Raw genomic sequence first — 24,976 nt, forward strand, 5'->3', positions numbered from 1 at the left:
TATGGGAATTCCATTGTTTCGTTTCTTATTCCGCAAAATGTGGAATACGCGGTGGCTGACGCTCAGCACGCTTGCGGGCTTGACGCTGGCGGTCGCTTTCGCAACCAGCATTCCGATGTATGCCGACGGAGCCTTGAAGAGAGTAGTGGCCGACTCGCTGCAGCAGAAAAGCACCGGGCTGCCGGCAGGCTCCTTGCTCATGAGGTACCAAACACCAGCGGGAGGAAAAACGGATGTCGCGGCTTTAAACGGGCTCGAGCAGTATATCAAGGAAGGAATCCCGAAGGATATCGGTTTTCCCTTCGATACGTACGTTCGCAGCTATTCTATCCGAAGCGCCGAGGTTGTACCTGAGGATCCGTCGAAAATCGATGCCGGCCGCACACGGCAAATGACGCTGATGTCCATGACCGGGCTGGAGGAGAATACCGAGCTTGCGCAGGGCAGATGGTTCGTTAATGCCGAAGGGGACGGCGAGCTTCTGGAAGCGGTCATGTTCGAAGAAGCGATGTACCGTAATGACATACATATCGGCGACGTTTTCGAATATCCGATATACGGCGGGCTTGATCTTACGTTAAGAGTCAAAATCGTCGGAGCCGTAACGCCGCTCAGCGATACGAGCGCTTACTGGTATCAAGGCATGGAAGGGCTGCTGAACACGTTTCAGGTGAGCGAAGAAGCGTTCGGCAAAGCCTTGCTTGGGAAGAAAGGCATACCGCTGCACAATGCCGGCTGGTATTATGCTTTCGACTTATCGGACATTCAAACGAGCCAATTGACGCCGCTGGGCAGGACGTTGGAGCGCCTTAATATTGAGCTTTATCAGCGCTTGAAGGACACTCGCGTGGAAATTTCGTTTGCGACTACGCTTGCGGAATTCAAAAAGCAAAGCCTGCAGCTGCAGACGCTGCTGTTCACGCTGGCTGCCCCTATGCTCGCGATGGTGTTTTACTTTATCGCCATGAATGCGAGACAGTCGCTCGACAAGCAGCGCAGCGATATCGCGGTGCTGCGAAGCAGAGGCGCCGGTACGCGGCAAATTATTTGGATGTATTTGCTGGAAGGGCTTATTCTTGGCGGCGCAGCTTTGGCGATCGGCCCGTTTCTCGGCTGGTTTATGGCGAAGAGCATCGGCTCCGCCGACGGCTTCCTTTCATTTGTCAACCGGAAATCGATACCGGTAGGCTTTTCGACGGAAGCGATGATTGCGGGCGGCGCGGCGGTATTGCTTGCCGTGCTGGCAACCGTCATACCGGCCGTCATATATGCCAGATCGTCGATTGTCAGCTATAAGCAGGAGCTTGCGCGGTCTGACAAAAAGCCGAATTGGCAGCGCTGGTATTTGGACGTTCTGCTGCTGGGCGTGTCCGGCTATGGCTGGTATTTGTTTAACGAGCGGCAAATGCTCACCTTCAAGACAGGCATGACGACCGATCAGCTTAACGTCCAGCCGTTCCTGTTTTTTGTGCCCGCATTAGCGATCTTTGCGCTTGGCCTGTTTTTCCTGCGGCTGTTTCCGTGGTTTCTCCGGCTGTTTAACTGGCTCGGCCGCAAGTTTTTGCCAGTGCCGATTTATTTGACGCTGACCCAGTTGTCTAGATCGTCGAAGGGCTATTATCCGCTTATGATTTTGCTGGTACTGACGCTGGGACTCGGCATTTATAACGCTTCGGCCGCAAGAACAATCGATCTGAACTCCACCGAACGGGTTCTATATAAATTCGGAACCGACGTGACGATTCAGACGGTATGGGAAGGAACTGCGGAAGTCGTGACGACGCCGGGAGGCGGAGGAACAGGCGGCGGCCAGGGCGGAGGCGGCGGTGAAGGTGGCGGAGGCAACGGCTCGGGCGGCGGTGGCGGCGGTACGGGCGGCGGCGAAGGCGGCCAGACGGTGCCGACGCGAATATTGTACAACGAGCCGCCGTTCGAGCTGTTCAGATCGCTGGAAGGAGTCGAAGCGGCCGCCCGTGTCCTGCAAACGAAGGGCAATGTCGTCGTCTCGGGCAAATCGATTGGCCAGGGTACGGTAATGGGCATCGACAATGTCGACTTTTCCAAAGTTGCCTGGTTCAGGGAAGATTTATATCCTGTCCATCCCTTTTATTATTTGAATAATTTGGGATATGCCGAGCATGCCGCAGTTATCCCTTCGAAGGTGGCGGAGAAAAACCAGCTTAAGCTTGGCGACAGCATTTCGGTAGGCTTCTCCGAAGGCATGCTCGAATTCACGATCGTCGGCATTTTGCCTTACTGGCCGACACAATACCCGGATAAAGCGCCGTTTATTATTGCGAACCTGGACTACATTTACGATCAGCTTCCGCTCATGCCGTATGAGGTATGGCTGAAGATGATGCCGGACGCGAAGGTGGCTCCAATCGTGAATGAGCTTCAGAAGGCCGGTATCGAGCTCGCGTCCGTTACCGATGTGAGGAACGAACTGATCGTGCAGGCCAAACATCCGACACGCGGCGGCGTTTTCGGTATTTTAAGCTTAGGCTTCCTGGTATCGGTGATCATTACGCTTGCCGGCTATATCCTGTTCTGGTTTTTTAATCTTTCCGGACGCGTCGTCCAATTCGGCGTCTTGCGCGCGATGGGCCTATCCCGCAAACAGCTGACCGGAATGCTGCTGCTGGAGCAGCTGTTTACGGCAGGGCTTGCGATCGGGCTCGGCATTTTGATCGGCAAAGCGGTAAGTCTGCTCTTCCTTCCGTTTCTTCAGACAACGGAGAACGTGGCGGAGACGGTGCCGCCTTTCCGGGTCGTGTTCGAGGCAAGCGATACGAACCAGCTGTTCTACGTTGTCGGATTTATGATGCTGATTGGGGCGGTGCTGCTGTACCTGCATATCCGCAGGCTAAGGGTGCACCAAGCGGTCAAGATGGGAGAAGAGCGATGACGGCGATGATTGATTGCGAAGGGCTAGTGAAAATATACAAAACCGACGATCTCGAGGTCGTCGCGCTTCAAGGGCTGAACTTGAAGGTCGAAGAGGGCGAGATGATGGCCATTATCGGCAACAGCGGAAGCGGCAAATCAACGCTGCTGAATACGCTGGGCGGACTCGACCGGCCTTCGGCCGGCCAGGTGAAGGTAGGCCCATGGGACCTGCTCAAAATAACCGAAGAGGAGCTGGTGCGTTACAAACGCGAAACGGTAGGCTTTATTTGGCAAAATAACGCCCGAAACCTGCTGCCGTATTTATCAGCACTCGAAAACGTAGAAATGCCGATGATGCTGTCAGGGAAGGTAGATAGGACATACGCCAAGCAGCTGCTGGAGTGGGTCGGCCTTGAGGACCGCATGCACAACAAGCTGTATCAGCTTTCGGGCGGGGAGCAGCAGCGCGTGGCGATTGCGATTTCGTTGTCGAACCGGCCGATGCTGCTTCTTGCCGACGAGCCTACCGGCTCCGTAGACACGGCCACTTCGGATCTGATTATGAGCATCTTCCGCCGACTTAACCGGGAAATCGGTATCACGATCGTCATCGTTACGCATGACCTGACACTGGCCGGCAAGGTTGACCGGGTTGTGGCAATCCGGGATGGTTTGACGAGCACTGAATTTATTAAACGAAATCCGAATATGATTCCAGATGGAGGTGAGGCGGTGCTTCCGGCGGCGGCAGGTTTACAGGCGGTGCATGAAGCCTTTGTAGTCGTCGATCGCGCCGGACGTTTGCAAGTGCCCAAGGAATATTTGTCGGCTCTTAACATTAAAGACAAAGCGACGATGGAGTTTGACGGGGAGCGGATTATTATTACTTCGCCAAAATCAATGGGGGGTTAGTGAGATGAACAGTTCACGAGGATTACGAAAATTTACGATGGTTGGACTTTCGCTTACGCTGATGGGCGGCTTGCTGGCCGCATGCAGCGGCGGTTCCAGCGAATCGGAGGAAACCAGGGTTTTGCGGATCGGATTTGTTTCCGGGTCCGCCGATATGGAATCCTACTACCGGCAGCAATATACCGATACGTATGAGATGATGCATCAAAATATCGAATTTGAAATCGTAAACGCGATCAACTATGACGACCAGCGGTACGATCAGCCGGAGCCGGGCAAGCCGGTCCAGCAGCCTGATCCTTACGAGAAGCTGAAGGAAATGCTTACCGGACAAAATCCGGTTGACGTGCTTGTTTTTGATTACAATCAGCTGCGGCGGCTGACCCAGGATAACTTGCTCAAGCAGCTGGATCCGCTCATCACTCAGGATAAATTTGATCTGAGCGATTACGTTCCAACGGTCATTGACGGCATCAAATCGGCAGGCGACGGCAATTTATTCGCATTGACGCCGACGTTCGGCTCCTCCGCACTTTTCTATAATAAAAAAATATTTGCCGACAAAGGCATCTCCCCGCCAACGGACAAAATGGAATGGCAGGACGTGTTCAATCTGGCGCGCCAAGTTACCGGCGGCGAAGGCGAAGACCGCACGTTCGGCTTCTCGTTCAACCGATGGAGCTATGACGGCTACAGCGACGTCCAAAACTACAGCTCGGCGCTGCAGCTGAAAATGTGGGATGACAAAGGCGAGAAAATGCTCGTGAACAGCGACCAATGGAAAGAGGTATGGAGCACTGTTGCCTCTCTGCATAAAGATGAGATTGTGCCGACTCAAAAATATATTCAGACCCTGAATGAGAAGATGGCTTCCGAAGGCGGTGCCGGCGATCCTTTCTACGGAGATATGTTCATTAAAGGCAAAGTGGCGATGACGATCGGCGAATACGGCTATATTAACGAATTGAAGCGGGCTGCCGATAACGCTTCGAAGATCAAAGATTTTGTACCGGTCGATTGGGATGTCGTCACGGTTCCGGTGAACCCGAACGATCCGGAAACGGGCGGCAGCATCTACCTGAGCCAGCTGATGGGCATTAACGCCAAAGCGCAAAACGACAAGGATGCTTGGGATTTCATTAAATTTACGAATAGCAAGGAATGGGCGAAGCTTAAATCCAGAAGCATGTACGAAATGGTCGCCCGCAAGGAGTTTTTGAAGCCGATCGGCGGCTTGCAGTATAATATGGACGCGTTCACGACGCTTAAGCCGCTTACTCCTTCCAGTGTGGACAACGAAAAGATTTATCGTGAAAAGCCGGGCATCTACGAAGCGCAGAATCCCGCTTACCAGCTCTTCCAGGAGGTGCTGGAAGGCAAGAAGGAAGCCGGCGAAGCGCTCGCCGAATGGGAAACGCAAGGCAACGCCGTTCTGGAAAAGCTGAAAACGAATCCGAACGGAGAAATGGGCGGCGGTGTAGGCATACCGAGGCCGCTTTGATGATGTAGAATAAAAAAACCTGCAGGTATCCGCAAAGATGCCTGCAGGTTTTTTGACGTCGTGGCAAGCGTTAACCTCTCAGCAGGAAGGTCTGATGAGTCGTCCAAGAGCCGTTCTCCACTTGATACAGCAAATGAATCCGATCCACCTTTGTCACGATGTCAAACGCTTGCATACGCAAATTTCCATATTGGTCGTGAAGCTCGTCTGCGGACATCTGCTGCCCGATCGTCAAATGCGGCGTGAATACATAGGTCGGGTTTACCACCGTAAGCGGGCCGCTGCAAATGCTTTCGTGGAGCTTCTGCACGGGTGCCGCGTCCTCGAGAGCCAAATAGAGGACATGATTGACGGGGTAGAAGGAGGAAACCCGGTTGTAGCGGATCGCGAACGGAGCGAGCCCCATTGTCACCTGCTCCAAATGCCCGATGGCGAGCTGCAGCCGGGCATCGGACCATTCTTCCGCTTCCCGGATTGTCATATGTGCTGGTATCAAGCAGTAATGCGGATCATGGCGCTTGCGCCAGCTGTTGGCAAGGTCCTGCACATGCTTCTCCGGGAAAACGGCTATTCCGAATAACATAAATATCAGCTCCTTCATATGGCCTAACTTGAGTATACCCGATTTTCGGCAATAATAAGAAGCGCATCCAAATACGCTTGTAATATCCGAAATTGGGGTATTCTAAGCGTTACAAGCGGATAGGCATCTTAGAAAGCACAACAGGGGGGATTCGAATGAAATGGGTGTACTGGGTCAGACTGTACGAAACGAAATTTCAGGCTGGGTGCCTGGTCAGAAGGATGGAAAACGATTGGTGGGTTTACGGCTACGATTGCCCGCGGGAGGTAGAAGTGTTTCGTTCGAAGAAAGGGCGGTACGGTGTGCGGTATCTCCCGTAATAAAGGTTAAAATAATATTAGAATTTTTTGCTTGACTTAATTCGTGAGAGTATAGTATATTATTTTATGTCGCCATTTCAAGAAGGTTTTGAAGACAAATGGTAATCGTCGCGGGGTGGAGCAGCCCGGTAGCTCGTCGGGCTCATAACCCGAAGGCCGCAGGTTCAAATCCTGCCCCCGCAACCAACCTTTCGAAGATAACGTTAAATGAGACGTTTTCTAAGGGCCCTTAGCTCAGTTGGTTAGAGCGGTCGGCTCATAACCGATTGGTCGGGGGTTCAAGTCCCTCAGGGCCCACCATTTGCAAGACTTTCCCAACATGCCGGGGTGGCGGAACTGGCAGACGCACAGGACTTAAAATCCTGCGGTGGGTGACCACCGTACGGGTTCGATTCCCGTCCTCGGCATACTTCGAAAACCTTGAGACTTACAACGGTTTTCACGTAATACATAACTCTAGAAGAAACTCCTTTCACAGTCTGGATTACCGGATCTGAGAAAGGAGTTTCTTTGTTGAGGTAAGGCGGTATATTTAAAATTTGGAACAGCCGATTGACGAATATAAAGCGGTGCTGAAGCGCACGATAATTATGGTTAAATCGGAGCTAAAACATATTGGGATCGGAGGTTTGCTCGATGTTAAATCGCAATTTGCAGCAGATCGCTGCTAACGTACAAGAAAACCATAAGCTCCTCGAGGCGCAGCAAGAGGTGCAGAAAGCCCATCAGCTGCTGCAGATCGAAAAACAAGAGTTACTGGGAGCGGAGCAGCAGCTGCAAACGGATATCCAGCACGTGCTGCAGGACCAGCAGCAGGTCAGGAAAGAGCAGCAGGACGTTCAGCTCGCGCAGCAAAAGCTGCAGCAGGCGCAAGCGAACGCATTGACCTATCAGAACAATCCCCTTCAGTAATCAGTTAACTATAAGGACTTAACCGGGCCTTCGGATGACTCCGCAGGCTCTTTGTTTGCATTATTTTCGTAACCCTAGTAAAATGAAGTCGCTTTAGTTTACGATAAAACGACTTTAATAGTTTTAAAGGAGCTTCAGATGCTGACGATAACGTTGACCAATGACTGGTCCAAGCGCCTGGAGCCGGAGCTGTCGGCGCCCTACATGCTGAAGCTTCGCTCCGTGCTGGAACAGAAATACCGTTCGGAAACGGTTTATCCTTGCAAGGAGGATCTATTTAACGCCCTGAATTATACTTCTTATGATCAAACGAAGGTTGTCATCCTGGGCCAGGATCCTTATCACGGACCGAAGCAGGCGCATGGCCTCAGCTTTTCCGTTCAACCGGGAATCAAGCCGCCGCCGTCATTAAAGAATATATACAAGGAGCTTCGTGAAGATATTGGATGTCCGGTACCGGAGCATGGCTGCTTGGAGCATTGGGCGAAGCAGGGGGTGCTGCTGCTGAATACCGTGCTGACCGTCGAGGAAGGACAGCCGGGGTCTCATCAAGGCTTAGGCTGGGAGCGTCTGACGGATGCGATAATCGGGGCGCTAAACGATCGGGAGCGTCCGGTTGTTTTTATTCTATGGGGAAAACATGCCGAGCAGAAGGCATCAGTGATTGATTCTAACAAGCATCATATCATGATCTCGCCTCATCCCAGCCCGTTTGCGGCCCGTAAAGGCTTTTTTGGAAGCAAACCATTCTCAAGGACGAATGCCTTTCTGGACAGCATAGGGAGCGGGCCGATTGACTGGTGCTTGCCTGTATCGCCATCATCCGATCGATTATAAAAAAAGGCTTCTCCCCGGTTGGTTGTTAGACCGCAGCTGGGGAGAAACCTTTATTTTTTATTCGGCAGAAACGCCGGTTCCGACGGAAGCATCGCTGGAGCCAGATTGTGCAGCGAGCACGGCTTTATAAGCGGAATCCACATAAGCGGTCGCTTTCACTTCCGTAATGACTTGCGGATACATACGATCCGGGTCGGGAAGCACCGTCTCGACATGGATGACCGCTTGATTCCCTTCAAAGCTGATGGAGGCGATACGGATCCCGTATCCCGGGTGAGGCACCTGCGCGCTGACGGTTACTTTGTTCACTTCAGCATTAACGGGAGTAACGTTAAGCTTCAGATCGAATACCGGCTGCTCCGGCTGAGGCGTAACAGGCTCCGTCTCTTTGACGAACTGAATTGCGTTATAGATCCAGCCTGCAGCCGTGCTCCGGGTTACCGCTTTTTTCGGATAAAACTTGCCTGAGCTGTCCAGCTCCGCGATTTTGCTGATCAGCAGCTTCTGAATGCTGTCCATGTAGTCGCTGTTCACTTCATCCTGATCTTTAATTTCTATGAACAGCTCGATGAATGCATAGTCGCCCTTCGTCAAAATCGCTTGAAAGAGGGAATGGCCGAATTGTTCGCGAGTCATGATGTCGTTCGCTTTAATCGTCTTCGGCAGGCCGAGGCCGTAGAAGCCGGCAACGATGAAAGCATCCGAATACCACGCATCGTCTTTGACATTCGGGAAGTAATCGGTCGCTTTCGGCGCTTTAATAAATCTTACATGGTCCAGATTAAGCTCGAGGCCTTTCACGATCAAGGACACGCCTTCGGCGTACGTCAGCTTGCCCTTCGGATTGTACTTGCCGTCATGCGGATTGCCCTTAAGTATGCCGAGCTTTTTGAGCTCTTCAATCTTTTGTCCGTTCACATCATTTTTTACGTCTGAAAACGCCAATACGGTTTGTCCGAGCGTAAACAGCATCATCGCCACCAAAGCCAGTATGATAACGGATTTCTTCTTCATACTCAAATCACCTCTTCTGTAATTTGCTGCAGCACTTTATTTGACGAACCTCTAAACCAAATAGTTGCAGCAAAGTTTACGCGGCAAATCATTTTCTTTAAAAAAAATTCAGAGAAAGTGTTGACGAATGCTCAGGTTCCTGATATATTAATACTTGTCGCTAGTAACTAACATGATCTGGTAGCTCAGCTGGGAGAGCACTATCTTGACAGGGTAGGGGTCACAGGTTCGAACCCTGTCCAGATCACCATAATACAAACGACCTGAACCCTTGTACAACAAGGGTTCTTTTGTTTTATTAACATAGAAAGCAGGAGAGCCGAACATGACCTTTTCTAACGAAACCTTTAACCGATTTGCCGAAGAAATAAATAAGCTAAAGGACAAGCCTGGTTTGATCCATCTGCAGAACGATGTGGATTATAAGCTTGTCGTCAGCCGGTTTACGGGCTTTGAAGTAACGGAATATTATGACGACGAGACGGATCCGATGATCTTCAGCATTTCTTTTATTAATGAGTCCGGCAGGGAGGATGCGATCGAGGTTTGGGACAGCGCCGTCCTGGAGCTTGACTTTTCGCTGCCCGAGGTGCAGGAGGAATGGGTGCCGGCAGGACTCCAGTTTTGTTTTGCCGCGTTAAAGGATGAGAGCAATGCGATCGAATTTTATGTGTTTAAATAAATTCATATTATTTGTTGGCCGTTAATAAGGCATAATCGTTCAAGAGGGAGTCGAGCTTCTGGCTGATAGCAACGACTGCAAGATCGGTAAAGCTGTTGCATCCGTTCATCACTCGGACCATCTCGGCTCTGACCTCTTCAATTTGCTGCTTCAGGCTGCGGCTGCAGGTTTGCATCTTTAATCCCTCCGATGAATTGATACTTTCATTTAAGAATATGCTTCGGGTGTTAGATTAGTTTCAAGCATCCATTAGTTTTGTGTTAGCTTTCGGCTGCTTGTGAATTACTACACGTATTTCAAGCCAATGAAACATCATTAGGACAGATGACCCCAGGCTCGTTCAGCGCCTGGGGTTTGTCCGTTATGCCCTGATATCGATATGCTGTCCTAAATGGCGGGCGGCGCCCCTACCTCCATTATCGGCAGAAGGCGTCAGGAAGTTAACAGGCCGCCTAAGATTCGTGCGGAATGTCACATTTATTGCGGATGAAATGAATCTGATTACGCAGCCGGTTTAATTGCTGCTGCTCCTGTTCGGAGAGGCTTCCTTGCGCCGCGGCTTCGAGCTGGGTTAATTCCTGCAGCAGACTGGGCAAATCCGTAGAAGCATTCGCACAATTATAATCGCTCTCAATGTTGTTCAGCATCATATTCCTCCTGATGGTTAAGTTGTGCTTGGAATGGCATCCATTAGTTTGAACTTTAAGCCTGTGGATATTCATTTTTTTGAACAAATATTAGCGTTGCATTCCCTTTCCAAACTACGTACGGAGGGGGAGTCGCAAAAATTAATTTACGATACCCTTTAATCGAACATATGTTTCTGTTATAATGGTAGTAAATATTGGGAGGTGATTCCTTGTGGAAGTGGTCAAAACATTAGAATATAAAATTAAAAATCACAGTAAAATTTTCGGTAAAACTATCGAAATTTTTAACGAAGCACTTAGTTTTATAATTAATGTCATTGACCAAGAATTCGATTCTATTGGTCATTTATCAATGAAATCGTTGGTGCCAGCAGTGGAATCATTCATTCATTTTACAAAGACGAACACCAACCCAAAATATAAAAATGATTGTTTTACAAATACCCATCGTACCTTCGTAGAAGTACAATCGCTGAAGCTTTTGGTATTGTAAAAAGGTATCGTTCCAATCTACAAAATTGGAAAAATGAAAAAGAGATTGCTTTTTCTCAAGGTCTGCTCTTCAAGAAAAAAGCACCCTCGTTGCGCTCTTGCTTTCGACGGTAGCGGCGAAATTGTTCGCAGTGATCGCAAGGACCTTTGCACGTTCACAACCGGAAAAAAGGATCATGCCGACCTAAACGCCTCGTATAATATTGGCACTCGTTATTTCATACGAGAAATACAAAAATCCACTTCTGAAAAGAAATGGTTGTTTCTTCAGGCAAAAGCTCCTGAATTGGCAAAAAGGACTCAATTAACATTGTCTTCATTAATTAGTCTACAAAAGGCGCAGGAATCTGTTTCACAGGTTCCACAGCTCGTGTAGTACCATATTTAAGATAATGGAAGCTCCATCTATAGCGCGTTAGCGTTTAGGTGGTGGAGAGGTTCACAACGAATACTAAACACAAGATTCCTTGCATAGTTATACGGTAAAACGTTCAGGAGGCGGTTTCCGTGGCTGTGCAGTTTGCATTTTTCCTTGTTTGGTTATTAGGAATGTTTGGGATTATCGGGATTGTTGTCGGTTCGGTTGCGAGGTTCGTGAAATACGATACGCAGGCCTATGACGAGCGGTTCGTATGGGGCAAGAAGCTCGAATCCCTGATGGATAAACGCAAATAGACCAAAAATCCGGTTGACGCCGCCAGCTGACGCGGTACACCGGATTTTTTTTGCGGGAATGGGCATCATAAGCGCTGAGAAACATAGCTTTTGAATGAAAGGAGCCATTTCCATGGACGTTCAAAACGGAGGACAAGCAAGCAGGGACCGGATCGTAGCGGTGCAAAAAAACGGGGACGGCGATTTAACGGCATTCAAAACCGAGCAAGGGCGCGTCCTTGATTACGCAACGGCGCTTCAGGAGGTACAAGCCGGGCAGATCGCCGGCGTGAACGCTTTTAAAGGCAGAGACGGCGAGCTGCATATTCGCGGGGACGCCGACGGAGATCCGACAAACAATTTGGACAATCTGCCTCTATTTTGAGGCTTGTTCAATCTGACACAACAAATTAGAGCGTCCCGGTATAGGGGCGCTCTTATTTTTGTAATCCGCTATACTTGATACGATTCATGCTGCCTGACGATGCGCATGAAGCCCGTTTTGCCTTCGTATTGTTCGATAGCATCGCCGTAATGCATAAGCCAGGTTTTCTTTTGAACGGCCTCCGGGAGCGTCATAAGCTCTTCCAGCGTGGCATGAACCACACCAGGAGTCTCAAGCTGGCAGTCGTGGTAGATGGTGCTGATGCCTTGGTCGACTAGCTCCTGCAGCAAGCGGCCGTCGAAGCACATATCGGCCGAATAAAAGAAGCGCCGGTTAAAAATGAAGGAATAGCTCGGCTTGTCAGGAATGTGCTTTGTTTGAATAAGCTTCACCTGCAGGCCGGGGGCTAGCTCGACTTCTTTGTCCGCTTCAAGCGGACGAACGTCGAAAAAGTGCTCAAGCCTGTTCAAAGGACCTTGGGAAAGACCGCCTTTGAGAGTATGCTCCCATAGAGGCCCGGTCAACTTTTCCGCAATATAAAGCACGGGCTTCCGGTTATACTTAAACATCATCTGAAAGGCCAATTCCTCTAATCCGCCTACGTGGTCCCCATGAATATGGCTGATCAGCACTGCGTCCAGCTCGGAGAAGGACAAGCCCATTTGATGCAAAGCCTTCGGCAGAGTGATGCCGCAGTCAATCAGCAAACGAAAGCCGTCAGTTTCCAGCAAGGCGTTATTGTTATCGTATTTCTTCGCAAAAGCGCTTCCTGTTCCGATCATCCGGATTTGCATAACGCTACCTCCTTTTGTTTCCATTCTAACTGTACCAAATATCGAGTCTTCCTGACAATTGCAGATCAATTCCGCCTTCTCCTACATACAATGCAGTAGTCTATATTGGAGGAGATCAGGGCATGGTCAAAGGAAAAGGGAAATCGGCGAAAAAAAAGAAAGCAGTGACCGACCGCAGGCAGGCACACTATAAGCTTGTTCTGTCGGATACATGCGCAGTATGTAAAACGCCCTGCACTCGGGGAATGAGTTATCTGGCACGGATGAGACAGCCCGGTGCGATCGGCAAAGGCGTTCCATGCGTACTGACCAGAACGTTCGGGTAATACCCGTATATTTCCCAGGCAAGCGCAGCTTTCACCACGTTTTGACAACCTCGCTCGAAGTCTTGTGCCGCAAAAAAGTTTCCGCATTAGCGCAACTTTGCGAGGATCGGTGAGTATAACCATACATCCAGGCAATTTTGATGGAGGTTTACAGCCATGAAATTCAAAAAAGTTGCAGTACTGCTGCTGGTGCTTTCTCTATGGAGCGGCACGATGATGTTCGCCGATGCGGCCTCACAGCGGGTGCGTGTCATTATTAACGGAATCGATCAGGATGACGGAGGACTCATCGAAGACGGACGGACCTATTTGCCGGTAAGGCAGCTGGCCAATGCTCTTCACGCGGTCATTGAATGGGACAATCAAACGAAAACGGCGACGGTGGTTAAACCCAATGTTCATATGTTCCTGTTTCAGGATAATAAGGTGTTCGGCAACGTAGACAAAGGGTATCAGGGAAGCTTCAAGGTGTTTTCCCAGATCGACAACCTGAAGACGGATATCGCCGCGGTAAAAGTATCGATCTTTGATCCTGCAGGCAGGGAAAAGGTAATCCAGTCCGAATCCGTGAGTCCGAAAAGCGACAATTTCTGGTATGCGACCGATCCTATCGACTATAAGTTCGAATCCAGCGGTAAATATGCCATTCGATTCTCTCTCAAGCCGAGAGGTTCCGATGAGTGGACGGTCGTTTCCGAGAAGCTTATTTCCTCCCGCTAAACCGGCTAGTCAACCGAACGCCCCTTCCGTACCGGAAGGGGCGTTCGGTTTGACGCTTATAAGCTGTCGTGGTACGATACAATAGTCTGTATATACAATCGAAATGGGGTAATATCATGAGTGAACACCAACATGGAGACGATTGCGGCTGTGGTCATGACCACGAGCATGAGGAGCATGTGTTTATCGTGACTGACGACGAGGGCCAGGAACGTGAAATGGTCATGGTTTATACGTTTGAATCCGAAAACAACGTTTACGCGGTACTGCTGGACCGCAATGATCCTGAGGCGGACGGCGTCATTTTCCGCATCGAGGAAGAAGGGGACGAGTCCTTCCTGGTAGGCATCGAGGATGATGCCGAGTGGGATCGCGTCACAGCTATTTACGAGGAAATTGCACGCACGGAGAGCGAAGGCAAGTAATTGATATCCGTTGTGCAAACAAAAAAAGATCTGCAGGGCTTTTGAGGCCTGCGGATCTTTTTTTCTATTTCCGTGGATTGTAATAGATCGTGCGCCCGTTAAACATGGTAAGCTCCGCCTTCAGCTGCTTCGCCAAATACTTGCAAAGCTCGTTCGCCTTCGCTTTGTCGCCGTGAGTCGCTTCGTCCGGCAGCACGACCTGGATGCAGGGAACGGGAGAGCCGGCTGCGCTTGCCGTCTCGGAAATACCAAAAATGATATGCTTGTATAATGGATTAATCCCTTTTAAATAAAACCACCGGTCATCCTGCCTGGATTCAAACGTATAAGGAAAGGCCGCCTCGGCATAATTCCAGTCCAGCTGTTCGCCGGTTAAGGCGAATTGCTCCCGGTAATGCGCAAGCTTGTTTCGGGCTTCCTCCAGCGTCATACTTTCGACCGCAGATCCTTGTACGAGCTTTATGTAAGCGCTTTGACTCATGGCATCTCACCTCTGCCAACATCATAGCATGCGGGAATACGGTTGACAATACGAGCAGCTTGGCTAGGGAACCCAAAAAAACGCCAATGGTGGAAGCGTAACGCTTCCACCATTGGCGGCGTTCGACCGATTAAGAGATGGCCGTTTCTTCGACGATAACTTTCACGAACTCGATGCTGCGGTCCTCGGGCCCTTTAACAGGCAGACCTACTTCGACGTGTTCGACGATGTAGTCAATATTTTTCTGAGAGATAACCTCACCCGGCAGCAAAATTGGAATGCCCGGCGGATAAACGTAGATGAATTCCGCAATAATACGGCCTGCCGATTCCTTGAACGGAATCGTTTCCGTTTCACCGTAGAAAGCGTCGCGCGGAGTCAGCGACAGCTGCGGGATGTCCGGAATCTTGACGACAAGCTCGCGCGATTCCGCGCCTTCGTAGAAGGCTTCAGACAATCCGCGAAGCGCCGTTAACAATTTTCCGACCGATTCGGACGTATCTCCGGGGGTTACTAAGCACAGAATGTTATACATATCGCTCATTTCAATTTCTATATTATAGTTGTCGCGCAGCCAGTTTTCCGTTTCGTATCCGGTAATCCCGAGATGGCGGATATGGATCGACACCTTGGTCGGATCGTAGTCGTAGGTGGCTTCGGTACCAAGAATATTTTCCCCGAAGCACTCGAGACCCGGAATTTCGTTGATTTGCTGCCGCGCGTACTGGGCAAGTCCGATGGCTTGCTCGGCCAAGGCATGTCCATGGAGCGCCAGATTGCGCCTGGACGTATCCAGCGAAGCAAGCAAAATATAGGAGGTAGAGGTCGTCGTCAGCATGCTGATTACCGTCTGAATCCGGTGAGGATTGACTCTGCCTTTGCGGACGTTCAGCACGGAGCTCTGAGTCATGGAGCCGCCAAGCTTATGTACGCTCGTTGCAGCCATGTCTGCGCCGGCCTGCATCGCTGACATCGGCAGCTTCTCATGGAAATGGATGAGCACGCCGTGCGCTTCATCTACCAGGACCGGAATATCGTAGCTGTGCACAAGGTCGACGATTTCTTTAAGATTGGTGCAGATGCCGTAATAAGTCGGGTTGATCACAAGTACGGCTTTAGCATCCGGATGGCGCTCCAGAGCTTTGCGGACGGAACGCGTCGTAATGCCGTGGTCGATGCCCAGATTGCCGTCGCGCGCCGGGGAAATGAATACCGGACGTGCGCCTGCGAAAATAATGGCGGCCAATACGGATTTGTGGACGTTGCGCGGCACGATGATTTTGTCGCCCGAGGCGCAGACGGTCAAGATCATGGTCATAATCGCGCCGCTTGTCCCCTGGACGGAAAAGTACGTATAGTCCGCGCCGAAGGCGTCTGCGGCGAGCTTTTGCGCTTCTTCGATCACGCCGGTCGGTTGGTGGAGGTCGTCCAGCGGAGCTATATTGATCAAGTCGATGGACAGTGCGTTGTCTCCGATGAATTCGCGGAATTCCGCATCGCTGCCCAATCCTTTTTTATGTCCGGGAATGTGAAATTGTACGGGATCCTGCTCCGCATGACGGCGAAGCGCGCTGAAGAGCGGGGTTTTGTTATGATCCATCGCTTTCATCCCTGCCTTTCATTAAGAGGTTACAAACAAAGTTGAGTATAGCAAATACAGGGGGGATTGCAAGCGTCATTTTCGTGTGCGGCGGGCAATTCCGGATTTGTTCTTCAATTGTTCATACATGAGCGATAATTGATTATGGTAACATAGGTTGGTGGAGGGATGACAGCATGAAGGATAAACGTATGATTATCGTAATGGCGATATTAATGACAACATTTATCGGGTTTGGAATTATCATTCCGGTTATGCCGGAAATTATACTTGCGACGGATCCAGCGAATGCCGAAATACATACCGGAAGAATGCTTGCGATCTACTCCCTGGTGGCCTTTATCCTGTCTCCGCTGTGGGGCGGAATGTCCGACAGGTTCGGGAGAAGGCCGATCATCTTGGTTGGCGTACTGGGTTTTGCGGCGAGCTTTTTATTGTTCGGCTTATCCTCCGGCCATCTCGGGCTCATGTATTTGTCGAGGGTGCTCGGCGGGTTGTTTTCCGGGGCGGTGGCATCGGTTATCGTTGCATATGTCGCGGATATTACGCCGCCTGAGCAGCGCACGAAAGGGATGGGGCTTGTCGGCATGTCGATCGGCTTGGGCTTTACGATCGGTCCCGGCTTCGGCGGCATGCTGAGCGTCATTACGCTGGAGACGCCTTTTTTTGCGGCTTCGGTACTGGCGCTGATCACGTTTGTGCTTGCCTTTGCGAAGCTGAAGGAGTCGCTTACGCCTGAGCAAAGGAAAGCGGGCACAGAGAAAAAAGTATCGCGCTGGACGGCATTCAGAGGGCCTCTTAAATATTTGTATGTGCTTGCTTTCCTGGTTACGTTCACGCTTGCGGGCCTCGAGGCGACGCTGCAATTTTTCGGAATCCGCCGCTTCGAGGTGACTCCGTTCCAGGTCGGCATCATGTTTTTCGTATGCGGCTTGGTCGGCGCACTCGTGCAGGGAGGTTTTGTCCGCAGAAGAATACAGAAGGGGGAGGAGCCGAAATATATTGCAGCGGGACTTATCATCTCCGCTCTAGGCTTCTTTCTTCTGCTCGCGGCACATTCCCTCTGGTGGGCAACGCTGTCGCTGGCCGTGTTCGGAATCGGCAATTCGTTGATTCGGCCTTGCGTGACCTCGCTGATTACGCAGAAAACGACGGTAGGGCAGGGCGTAGCCTCCGGTCTTAGCTCCTCAATGGACAGTCTTGGACGTGTGGCCGGACCGCTGCTCGGCTCCTTTTTCTTTACCATCGAGCTGGGACTGCCGTATTTGCTTGGCGGCCTGTTATGCCTTGCAGCCGTTCTTCTGCTTTTACGCTTCCGGCAGCTGGATAAACAAAGCTTGCCGGAAGCCGGCACTGCCCCGGCGAAATAACTAAAGCCCTTCATCCGCAAGTTCGGATGAAGGGCTTTTTGTTATTCCATGCAGGGACTCCGCGGACCGGCTTACGGTGCCAGCCCCTTCATAATAAAGGCGATCGTCGCTTCCCGCTCCTTCTCATCATCCCATGCCGTGTCGGCACGGCCGGAGACGAAGGTGCGGCTCAGCACATACCCCATCACGGCGGATGCGGTTAACCGGATGACCGTGTTCGGGGACCAATCCACCAAAGTTCCGCTCTGCTGAAACTTCACGATGTTGACATTCATTTTCTCCATCACCTTGTTCAAAATCAGCTTCTGGAACTGCTCCTGCAGATCGGGGTGAAACGGGATTTCCTGAACAAAAATTTTGAACACCTGCATATGCCGCTCCAGAAACGCGATCCGATTCTCAATGATCGCCCTGAGCAGCTGATCGAAGCTGTCGTAGCTGCTGTCCAGCACCTTGTTAAAATCGCGCAGGACGAACGGGGCTACAAGCTTGGCCATGACCGGCGCTACGATAGAGAGAAGCAGGTCCTTTTTTGTTTTGTAATGACGGAAGATCGTTCCTTCCGCTACGCCGGCACGGGTGGCGATTTCGCTTGTCGAAGCGGCGGCAAAGCCTTTTTGAGCGAACACCTCGGAAGCCGCCTGCACGATTTTCAGCTGCTTTTCCGTCATTTTCTGCTCTTCCCCGTCCAGCTTGAGCAGCTCCTGCAGCCATTGATCCACCGGTTCTTGCATGATTGACACTCCTTCGATAAATACCGTTCCGCTTATTCTATCAGATGAAAATCGGCTCTACATGCTGCGGTGCTTCCCAAGCGCCAGTACATTCAGCAGAGCAAAGAGCAGCGAAAATCCGATCAGCACATAAACATTGCTTTGAAAGCTGCTCCATTCTTCGCCCCGGATCATGATGCCCCGCATCGCGTCGGCACCGTAATAGAGCGGCATGACATAGCTCAACTTTTGCAGCCATGGATGCATGGCATCCAGATTGAACAAACCCGAGAAAAAAGCCTGAGGCACGATGACGATCGGGATGAATTGAATGATCTGGAATTCGGTGCTGGCAAAAGAAGATAACAGCGTGCCGAGCGTTAAAGCCGTTAATGAAAGCAGCAAATTAATGATCAGCATGTAACCGATGCTGCCTGCCATATACAGCTGGAGCACGTCTACCGAAAACCAGGCGATGAGCGAAGCTTGCAGCAGCGTAAAGAGGCCGAAGCCAGCCAAATAGCCGACGACGATTTCCGAGCGCCTGACGGGAGTCGCGAGCAGCCGCTCCAGCGTTCCGCTCGTGCGTTCCCTCAGAAAAGATACGCCGGCCAGCAGAAACACAAAGAAAAAGGAAAAGAAGCCGATCAGCACAGGGCCGAAGGAATCGAAAGAGGCCATATCGGGCCCGCCGTGCAAATAAGAGACGTTCGGGGGCATGCCGGGGCTGCCGGCCTGCAGGGCGTTTTGCAGAAGTAGGAGAACAGCTTTATTTACGCCAGGATCGCTTCCTTCCAGCAGCAGCTCCGGGACCGCGCCGTTCCATTGCAGGAGGCCGTCCAGCTCGCCGCTTCTCATCGCCTCTTCCGCGGATTCCCTATTCCCGTATTCGATGATGTCGGCATTCAGCTGCTCAAGTCTGTCAACGGCTGCAGCGGGCAAATCGACAACCCCGAGCGCCGGCGAAACCGATTGTCCGTCAAAAACAAGCTTCATCAGGCTCAGAACGAACAGCGGCGCCAAAAATAATAAAGCGAGCGTCCGTTTGTCGCGCAAAAACTGCCTGATAATCCGAATCGCTAATGCTTGAACTCTCATGAAGCTTCGCCCCCCATCCGGCCCAGAGCGATAAAGGCCTCTTCGATCGTGCCGCAGCCCGCTTTTCTTACGATTTCGGCAGGCGTGTCGACCGCGATAAGCTTGCCGTCGCGAATAAGACCGAGGCGGTCGCATTTTTCCGCTTCATCCATAACATGGGTCGTAATAATAATCGTCACGCCCCGTTTCGTTAATGCGAAAAGCTCCGACCATATCGATTGACGGAGCACCGGATCAATGCCGACGGTCGGCTCGTCGAGGATAAGCAGCTCCGGCTCGTGCAGCATGGCGATCGCGAGCGACAGCCTGCGCTTCATGCCCCCGGAATAAGCGGAGGTTTGTTTGTTCAAGTGCTCCGATAGTTGGACCGTCTCGGCGACAGAGAGGATCCGTTCCTTTAGGCGCTGCCGCTTCAGTCCGAACATCGCTCCGAAAAATTCGAGATTTTGCCTGCCGGTCAGCTCCTGGTACAGCGCATCGGACTGAGCCATATACCCGAAGGCTTGAAGCATGCTGAGCCGGGGCATCGGCACACCGAGCATATGGACCGTTCCCGCGTTTGCCCGGTCTATGCCCGTTATTAATTTGATCAAGGTCGTTTTACCTGAGCCGGAAGGACCTAGCAATCCGAATAGCTCTCCCTTCGGTATCGTTAACGAAATGCCGTCCAATACCGGCGCATCGCCGAAACGGCGGGTAATGCCTTGCAGCTCTACGGCCGGCTCCTGCTTGACGGAGGTCTCATTGGCAATGGACATAACTCCCACGCTCCTCATGAAAATGAGTAAGTACTCACTACAATATACTCCAAAGGTGATAACTTGAGAAGTGAGTGCTTACTCATTTTTTCGAAATCCCAGCCTTAAGTCGTAGTAGGATTCAGACTTTGGGCGAGAAGCAAATACCGTCCTCAGACGTTTTTGCAAATCATTCCCACCCCCTATGATTAGAAAAGACAATTACACAAGAAAAAAGTAAAGGGAAAAGGAGTCAGAATCAAATGAGTAAACTAACGGAATGGTCCTTCCGCAATAAGGCCGCTATTATTTTAGTTGTTATTATGGCGCTGGTAATGGGCGCGATCAGTTATTTGAGGCTGCCGATGGAATTTTTGCCGGCTGCCGACAATCCCCAGGTGATGATCACGGCGATCGGCCCGGGAAGCGACGCCAAATCGATGGAGCAGCAGGTAACGAATCCGATCGAGGAAGCCGTAGCATTCGTCAAAGGAAGAACGGATATGTTCTCCACCTCGGGAGACGGATACGCACAGGTCAACCTGAATTTTGATTCGAAAACGGATATGAAGGAAGCGAAGGCGGAAATCGAACGGCTCGTCGGTCAGGTGCAGCTGCCGGCCAACGTGATGAAGCCGTTCGTCGTACAGTTCAATACGTCAATGATCCCGATCTCGTGGGTGACGCTGACGTTTGCGGATGGCCTGAGCGAGCAGCAGAAGGAAGCGAAGCTGAAGGAAGTAACAGCCGAGCTGCAAAAATCGGAGGGCGCCGGCCAGGTGAGCGTAAGCGGCAAGTCGACACCGGCCATCACGGTTACGCCAAATGCAGAGAAGCTGGCACAAGCCGGGCTTCCGGTTCAATCGTTAATGGGCGTGCTGCAAGGCAGGGGAGCTTCCGCTTCGCTTGGCGAGCGCACGATTGACGGATCGTCCGGCAACCTTACGATTAATGACCAGGTAACGGATATCGAAACGCTGCGCATGCTGCCGGTGGCGCCTGGCGTAAAGCTTGAAGACGTAGCGGTGGTCGAGCTTGCAAAAGAGCAGGAGAGCATTAGCCGGATGAACGGCAAAGATGCCATTATGTTTACTGTTTCCAAATCCGCTGACGCGAACGCCGTCACGGTCGGCAAGGGGATCGAACAAACGGTTGAGCGGCTGAACGAAGAGATGGACGGCATAGAGGCATCGATCATCCTCAGCACGTCCGAATCCATTGTCAGCTCCGTGAACAGCATGCTTCGCGAGGTGCTGCTCGGCGCTTTGTTCGCTACCATCGTCATTCTGCTCTTTATGCGCAATTTGAAAGCGACCATCGTCACGATCGTTTCGATTCCGCTGTCTCTCGGGATCACGCTTTACCTGCTCCAGCTATCGGGCGTCTCGCTCAATATCATTACACTGGGCGGCGTCGCGGTCGCAGTCGGCCGGCTTGTGGACGACAGCATCGTCGTGATCGAAAATATTTACCGCAGGCTGCAAAAGGAAGCTTTTTCGGTCAAGCTGATTACCGACTCTACGAAGGAAGTCGCTTCCGCGATTACCTCGTCTACTCTAGTTACGGTAGCGGTGTTTTTGCCGATGGGTCTGCTGCGCGGATCCCTGCAGGCGTTTCTGCTGCCGTTCGCATTGACCGTCACCTACTCCTTGCTTGCTTCCCTGGCGGTCGCTTTAACGGTGGTGCCGCTCTTGAGCGCGGTTCTGCTTAAGGGAACAAAGGAGAAGGAGCATGGCGGATCGCCAAGGTTTGCGTCGTTTATCCGCTGGAATTTGCAGTACAAATACGTTCCGCTGCTGCTTGCGATCGTTTTATTTGCAGGCTCTGTCAGCGCGTATGTATTCATGCCTAAAGGCGCGCTTGATTCCTCCAGTGCCGAGAATGTGAACGTATCGCTGGAATATCCTAGCGACACGCCTCCGGCTGACGTGTTGGAGTCCGGCAAGAAGCTGGAAGCCAATCTAACGGCCGACGAGGCAGTCGATTGGGTACTGATGTCGCTCGGCAACAGCTCGGATGCAGCCCAATACGGCGCCGTATCGTCTCCGACTCTGGTCACCTACATGATCGATCTGAAGGAAGGCGCAGACGCCGAGCAGTTTATGGACAGGGCAAGGTCGCAGAAGGACGATTATCAAGGTGCCGAATTGACGGCGAATGCCTCCAATTTGATGATGGGCGGCGGGTCCTCCCAAATTTTTGTGGACGTAACCGGCGATGATCCTGACAAATTAAACGAATCGGCGGAGCAGCTTGCTTCAGCGCTGGAGCCGATTGAAGGCGTTCTGAAAGTTGAGACCAACCTGGAAGAGAAGAAGCCGATTTACTCTTTTAAGGTAGACAGCACCGAAGCGAAAGGCCATGAGCTGGCTATGCAGCTTCAGGGCTTGTTAAATCCCGTACCGATCGGCTCGGTCCGTATCGAGAACAGCGATACGCCAGTTATGCTGCAGCCGATTGCGAATCCGGATACAGCGGAAGAACTGAAGCAGCTAACCGTGATGACGGATGCGGGTCCGGTGCCGATTTCTTCGGTGGCCGAGCTGATCAGGTCGGAAGAATCGAGCTTATACTATCATAAGGACGGCAAAGCCTATATCCGGGTAACGGCCGATGCCGATCCTAAAAAACTTTCCGTAGTCGGTGATTCCGTTACGAAGGCCGCGAAAGATCTCAAGCTTCCGGATGGCGTAAGCTTGACCGTGGGCGGAGCATCTGCTGATCAATCGAGCGATTTTGCAGATTTGGGGCTTACGGCGTTGATCTCGATTGGCATTGTGTACCTGGTCATGGTGCTCACATTCAAGACGCTGCGCGCTCCGCTAGCGATTATGATTTCCCTGCCGCTCGCTGCTATCGGCGCCGTTACAGGCCTGCTTCTATCCGGTGTGACGCCGGATTTCACGGCCATGTTCGGAGCGCTGATGCTGATCGGCATCGTCGTTACGAATGCGATCGTGCTCATCGACCGCGTCAAGCAAAACGAGCAGAGCATGCCGATCCGCGAAGCGCTAGTCGAAGCTGCGACAACGCGGATGCGCCCGATTATCATGACCGCGGTGGCAACCATTTCCGCCATGCTGCCGCTCGTGTTCGGATCGCATGAGACGGGAAGCATCGTATCGCAAAGTCTCGCCATTGTCGTCATCGGCGGATTAACCGCGGCAACGCTTCTTACGCTGATTATCGTCCCTTGCGTTTACGAGCTGCTGTTTTTCCGGAAATCGCGCAAACAAAGACGCGCAGGCGTAAATGCAGCGTCGGTCGCGATTGCTGCAGCATCCGAATCATAAAAAGAAGAACCGCTCAGGGTTTTCCTTGAGCGGTTCTTTCTTCGTTTATCCGTTCGCGAGCCGATACAGCGGCATTAGTGTTTCATAGGTGGAGGCGGCGAACTCCAGCAGTGCATCTCCATCGCGGAGAAGCTTATCATCCGCCTGGATATGCCGTCCGATAAGCAGCTCGGCTTTCTGCACGTCGCGGAAGCGGGTCAGCGCATCCGTCCAATCCTGCCGGGTCATACCGCCGGCGGCTATCGCATCTTTTTTCATATGGTCCAATGAAATCATATAGGAAGAGGGCACGGTCTCGATGACGTCGTCAAGCCGGTTAAGGAACGCCGCCCCGATACCCGCCTTGTTCGGGACCTCATAAATAAACGCAAGCCATATAAACAAATGGTCATCGAACAGGCCGAGCTGAAAGTGGGGATGGGCTTTGTAGCCGCGTTTATTGCTGCAGATGGCGAGCCAAGTGTCTTTAGGGGGATTCACCTTTCTGCGCGCATGCCTCGCAATATGCAAATACATATCATTGCCTGCACGGGCGGTTAAGTCTGCCGCGAGCAGTTGGCCGATCGCCCGGAACTTAGGCTGAATCCGGCTTTGGATGGCCGCCATCCTCTCTTCCAGTCCCTGCAGCTGGAATACGTTGAAATCGTCCTGCGTAAAGCCGTCAACAGCTGGGGCTTTCGTTAGTGCGGTCATGTCTATCATCTCCTAGTCGATTCTATCAGAGAAGCAATCTCAATGAACAAAAGGTTGCTTCATTATAGCACAAGAGCAACGGTTGTACGAACTTATTTATAATCATTCTAATTTATGAACGGTGATCTACTTTTTTGATTGTAATGAGAAAAGCGATCGATTATTATGGAAGCATCTTTTTTGCTGTCGTGAACAAGCGGGAGGTACGGTCCAGTGTCTAAAGAGAAAATCAGGGTTATTATTACAGGAGCTACCGGGATGGTTGGGGAAGGCGTTTTGCATGAATGCTTGTTGAATCCGGATGTTGAAAGGGTGTTGGTCGTCAATCGCACGCCGTGCGGAGTCAGCCATGCCAAGCTGTCGGAGATCGTACACGGCGATTTATTTGATTTATCGGAGCTTGAACCGCAGCTTCGGGGATTCGACGCGTGTTTTTTCTGTCTGGGCGTATCTTCTGTCGGTATGAGCGAGCAGGCCTACAGCAGGGTCACGTATGATCTAACGCTGTATGTCGCAGAGCTGCTTGCAAAGCTTAATCCGGAAATGGTGTTTTGCTATGTCACGGGATCCGGAACGGACAGTACCGAGCAGGGAAGAAGCATGTGGGCGCGCGTGAAAGGCAGGACGGAGAACAGGCTGCTGCAGCTTCCGTTCAAACGCGCATATATGTTCCGGCCCGGCTATATTCATCCGATCAAGGGCTTGAAAAACACTCATGGTTACTATAAGGCATTATCCTGGATGTATCCCGCCTTGCGTCTGCTGCTGCCGAAGCACGTCATCACGCTGAAGGAGCTGGGCCGGGCGATGATCAATTCCGTCACTACAGATTACGAATCCTCTATATTGGAAAGCAAAGATATTGCCAAGCTGGCTAAACCGTAACGAAGAAGGG

27 protein-coding genes and 4 tRNA genes are annotated in these 24,976 nt (G+C 51.5%); 20 read left to right on the forward strand and 11 right to left on the reverse strand.

Annotated features, from left to right (window positions below):
- Nucleotide 1: 1 nt before the first annotated feature.
- Genes KP806_RS02310 through KP806_RS02320 form a run of 3 tightly spaced genes read left to right on the forward strand, consistent with a single transcriptional unit; the run spans nucleotide 2 to nucleotide 5,302 of the window.
- On the forward strand, nucleotides 2–2,908 hold the full coding sequence (locus tag KP806_RS02310; RefSeq protein WP_224721931.1) for an FtsX-like permease family protein: 2,907 nt from the start codon (nucleotides 2–4) through the stop codon (nucleotides 2,906–2,908).
- 5 nt (nucleotides 2,909–2,913) lie between these two features.
- Nucleotides 2,914–3,801: an ABC transporter ATP-binding protein gene (locus KP806_RS02315; RefSeq protein WP_224722413.1), complete on the forward strand. Its 888-nt coding sequence runs from the start codon at nucleotides 2,914–2,916 to the stop codon at nucleotides 3,799–3,801.
- Between the two features lie 4 nt (nucleotides 3,802–3,805).
- Nucleotides 3,806–5,302, forward strand: coding sequence for an ABC transporter substrate-binding protein (locus KP806_RS02320; protein WP_224721932.1), 1,497 nt, complete (start codon nucleotides 3,806–3,808; stop codon nucleotides 5,300–5,302).
- A gap of 70 nt (nucleotides 5,303–5,372) precedes the next feature.
- Here KP806_RS02320 and KP806_RS02325 read toward each other — a convergent pair whose 3' ends face one another.
- Nucleotides 5,373–5,885 (reverse strand): 2'-5' RNA ligase family protein, encoded by a 513-nt coding sequence (locus KP806_RS02325; RefSeq protein ID WP_224721933.1) that lies wholly within the window; start codon nucleotides 5,883–5,885, stop codon nucleotides 5,373–5,375.
- Nucleotides 5,886–6,040: 155 nt separating this feature from the next.
- Here KP806_RS02325 and KP806_RS02330 point away from each other — a divergent pair, with 155 nt between their 5' ends.
- The 6 genes from KP806_RS02330 (at nucleotide 6,041) to KP806_RS02355 (ending at nucleotide 7,954) form a co-directional block, all read left to right on the forward strand.
- Complete coding sequence (locus tag KP806_RS02330; RefSeq protein WP_224721934.1) at nucleotides 6,041–6,205, forward strand: hypothetical protein; 165 nt, start codon at nucleotides 6,041–6,043, stop codon at nucleotides 6,203–6,205.
- A 109-nt stretch (nucleotides 6,206–6,314) separates the two neighbouring features.
- Nucleotides 6,315–6,391: transfer RNA gene (locus tag KP806_RS02335), tRNA-Met, on the forward strand.
- A 37-nt stretch (nucleotides 6,392–6,428) separates the two neighbouring features.
- Nucleotides 6,429–6,505: transfer RNA gene (locus KP806_RS02340), tRNA-Ile, on the forward strand.
- A gap of 21 nt (nucleotides 6,506–6,526) precedes the next feature.
- A tRNA-Leu gene (locus KP806_RS02345) sits at nucleotides 6,527–6,612 on the forward strand.
- A gap of 229 nt (nucleotides 6,613–6,841) precedes the next feature.
- Nucleotides 6,842–7,117, forward strand: a complete 276-nt coding sequence (locus KP806_RS02350) for a hypothetical protein (RefSeq protein WP_224721935.1) — start codon at nucleotides 6,842–6,844, stop codon at nucleotides 7,115–7,117.
- Nucleotides 7,118–7,255: 138 nt separating this feature from the next.
- Nucleotides 7,256–7,954: a uracil-DNA glycosylase gene (locus tag KP806_RS02355; RefSeq protein WP_224721936.1), complete on the forward strand. Its 699-nt coding sequence runs from the start codon at nucleotides 7,256–7,258 to the stop codon at nucleotides 7,952–7,954.
- Nucleotides 7,955–8,011: 57 nt separating this feature from the next.
- Here the strand turns inward: KP806_RS02355 and KP806_RS02360 are convergent, their stop codons facing one another.
- Nucleotides 8,012–8,968 (reverse strand): S-layer homology domain-containing protein, encoded by a 957-nt coding sequence (locus tag KP806_RS02360; RefSeq protein ID WP_224721937.1) that lies wholly within the window; start codon nucleotides 8,966–8,968, stop codon nucleotides 8,012–8,014.
- Between the two features lie 174 nt (nucleotides 8,969–9,142).
- Here KP806_RS02360 and KP806_RS02365 point away from each other — a divergent pair.
- Nucleotides 9,143–9,218 (forward strand) — tRNA-Val (locus KP806_RS02365).
- A 75-nt stretch (nucleotides 9,219–9,293) separates the two neighbouring features.
- The gene (locus tag KP806_RS02370; protein ID WP_224721938.1) at nucleotides 9,294–9,650 is read left to right on the forward strand and encodes a hypothetical protein; all 357 of its coding nucleotides are present in this window, start codon (nucleotides 9,294–9,296) and stop codon (nucleotides 9,648–9,650) included.
- Nucleotides 9,651–9,657: 7 nt separating this feature from the next.
- Here the strand turns inward: KP806_RS02370 and KP806_RS02375 are convergent, their stop codons facing one another.
- Complete coding sequence (locus KP806_RS02375; RefSeq protein WP_224721939.1) at nucleotides 9,658–9,825, reverse strand: aspartyl-phosphate phosphatase Spo0E family protein; 168 nt, start codon at nucleotides 9,823–9,825, stop codon at nucleotides 9,658–9,660.
- A 277-nt stretch (nucleotides 9,826–10,102) separates the two neighbouring features.
- Nucleotides 10,103–10,297 (reverse strand): DUF2524 domain-containing protein, encoded by a 195-nt coding sequence (locus KP806_RS02380; RefSeq protein ID WP_224721940.1) that lies wholly within the window; start codon nucleotides 10,295–10,297, stop codon nucleotides 10,103–10,105.
- A gap of 214 nt (nucleotides 10,298–10,511) precedes the next feature.
- Here KP806_RS02380 and KP806_RS02385 point away from each other — a divergent pair, with 214 nt between their 5' ends.
- The 3 genes from KP806_RS02385 (at nucleotide 10,512) to KP806_RS02395 (ending at nucleotide 11,831) form a co-directional block, all read left to right on the forward strand.
- Nucleotides 10,512–10,793, forward strand: coding sequence for a hypothetical protein (locus KP806_RS02385; RefSeq protein WP_224721941.1), 282 nt, complete (start codon nucleotides 10,512–10,514; stop codon nucleotides 10,791–10,793).
- Between the two features lie 506 nt (nucleotides 10,794–11,299).
- Nucleotides 11,300–11,467 (forward strand): hypothetical protein, encoded by a 168-nt coding sequence (locus tag KP806_RS02390; RefSeq protein ID WP_224721942.1) that lies wholly within the window; start codon nucleotides 11,300–11,302, stop codon nucleotides 11,465–11,467.
- A gap of 112 nt (nucleotides 11,468–11,579) precedes the next feature.
- On the forward strand, nucleotides 11,580–11,831 hold the full coding sequence (locus KP806_RS02395; protein ID WP_224721943.1) for a DUF3892 domain-containing protein: 252 nt from the start codon (nucleotides 11,580–11,582) through the stop codon (nucleotides 11,829–11,831).
- A gap of 68 nt (nucleotides 11,832–11,899) precedes the next feature.
- On the opposite strand, the gene KP806_RS02400 is transcribed toward KP806_RS02395, so the two are convergent.
- Nucleotides 11,900–12,625, reverse strand: coding sequence for an MBL fold metallo-hydrolase (locus tag KP806_RS02400; protein WP_224721944.1), 726 nt, complete (start codon nucleotides 12,623–12,625; stop codon nucleotides 11,900–11,902).
- Nucleotides 12,626–12,747: 122 nt separating this feature from the next.
- On the opposite strand from KP806_RS02400, the gene KP806_RS02405 reads away from it, so the two are divergent.
- From KP806_RS02405 to KP806_RS02415, 3 genes are all read left to right on the forward strand, one after another.
- Nucleotides 12,748–12,951, forward strand: coding sequence for a hypothetical protein (locus KP806_RS02405; RefSeq protein ID WP_224721945.1), 204 nt, complete (start codon nucleotides 12,748–12,750; stop codon nucleotides 12,949–12,951).
- 156 nt (nucleotides 12,952–13,107) lie between these two features.
- Nucleotides 13,108–13,671: a stalk domain-containing protein gene (locus tag KP806_RS02410; protein WP_224721946.1), complete on the forward strand. Its 564-nt coding sequence runs from the start codon at nucleotides 13,108–13,110 to the stop codon at nucleotides 13,669–13,671.
- Nucleotides 13,672–13,787: 116 nt separating this feature from the next.
- Nucleotides 13,788–14,096, forward strand: a complete 309-nt coding sequence (locus KP806_RS02415; RefSeq protein ID WP_224721947.1) for a DUF1292 domain-containing protein — start codon at nucleotides 13,788–13,790, stop codon at nucleotides 14,094–14,096.
- A 64-nt stretch (nucleotides 14,097–14,160) separates the two neighbouring features.
- Here KP806_RS02415 and KP806_RS02420 read toward each other — a convergent pair whose 3' ends face one another.
- Together KP806_RS02420 and KP806_RS02425 are read right to left on the reverse strand one after the other, a co-directional pair.
- Entirely contained in the window at nucleotides 14,161–14,577 is a 417-nt protein-coding gene (locus KP806_RS02420; protein WP_224721948.1) for a DUF1885 family protein, read from the reverse strand.
- Between the two features lie 130 nt (nucleotides 14,578–14,707).
- Entirely contained in the window at nucleotides 14,708–16,177 is a 1,470-nt protein-coding gene (locus KP806_RS02425) for an aminotransferase class I/II-fold pyridoxal phosphate-dependent enzyme (protein ID WP_224721949.1), read from the reverse strand.
- 176 nt (nucleotides 16,178–16,353) lie between these two features.
- Between KP806_RS02425 and KP806_RS02430 the strand changes: the two genes are divergently transcribed.
- Nucleotides 16,354–17,547, forward strand: a complete 1,194-nt coding sequence (locus tag KP806_RS02430) for an MFS transporter (RefSeq protein ID WP_224721950.1) — start codon at nucleotides 16,354–16,356, stop codon at nucleotides 17,545–17,547.
- A gap of 71 nt (nucleotides 17,548–17,618) precedes the next feature.
- Here the strand turns inward: KP806_RS02430 and KP806_RS02435 are convergent, their stop codons facing one another.
- The 3 genes from KP806_RS02435 to KP806_RS02445 are packed head-to-tail and all read right to left on the reverse strand — an operon-like array spanning nucleotide 17,619 to nucleotide 20,116.
- Nucleotides 17,619–18,281 (reverse strand): TetR/AcrR family transcriptional regulator, encoded by a 663-nt coding sequence (locus KP806_RS02435; RefSeq protein WP_224721951.1) that lies wholly within the window; start codon nucleotides 18,279–18,281, stop codon nucleotides 17,619–17,621.
- 57 nt (nucleotides 18,282–18,338) lie between these two features.
- Nucleotides 18,339–19,358, reverse strand: a complete 1,020-nt coding sequence (locus tag KP806_RS02440; protein WP_224721952.1) for an ABC transporter permease — start codon at nucleotides 19,356–19,358, stop codon at nucleotides 18,339–18,341.
- On the reverse strand, nucleotides 19,355–20,116 hold the full coding sequence (locus KP806_RS02445) for an ABC transporter ATP-binding protein (protein WP_224721953.1): 762 nt from the start codon (nucleotides 20,114–20,116) through the stop codon (nucleotides 19,355–19,357). Before KP806_RS02445 ends, KP806_RS02440 begins: the two co-directional genes overlap by 4 nt.
- A gap of 242 nt (nucleotides 20,117–20,358) precedes the next feature.
- Between KP806_RS02445 and KP806_RS02450 the strand changes: the two genes are divergently transcribed.
- Nucleotides 20,359–23,388, forward strand: coding sequence for an efflux RND transporter permease subunit (locus KP806_RS02450; RefSeq protein ID WP_224721954.1), 3,030 nt, complete (start codon nucleotides 20,359–20,361; stop codon nucleotides 23,386–23,388).
- Nucleotides 23,389–23,433: 45 nt separating this feature from the next.
- Here KP806_RS02450 and KP806_RS02455 read toward each other — a convergent pair whose 3' ends face one another.
- Entirely contained in the window at nucleotides 23,434–24,081 is a 648-nt protein-coding gene (locus KP806_RS02455) for a YktB family protein (RefSeq protein ID WP_224721955.1), read from the reverse strand.
- 213 nt (nucleotides 24,082–24,294) lie between these two features.
- Here KP806_RS02455 and KP806_RS02460 point away from each other — a divergent pair, with 213 nt between their 5' ends.
- Nucleotides 24,295–24,966: an NAD-dependent epimerase/dehydratase family protein gene (locus KP806_RS02460; RefSeq protein WP_318153457.1), complete on the forward strand. Its 672-nt coding sequence runs from the start codon at nucleotides 24,295–24,297 to the stop codon at nucleotides 24,964–24,966.
- Nucleotides 24,967–24,976: the final 10 nt, after the last annotated feature.

This window comes from Paenibacillus vietnamensis, from assembly GCF_020169515.1.
GTDB lineage: Bacteria > Bacillota > Bacilli > Paenibacillales > Paenibacillaceae > Pristimantibacillus > Pristimantibacillus vietnamensis.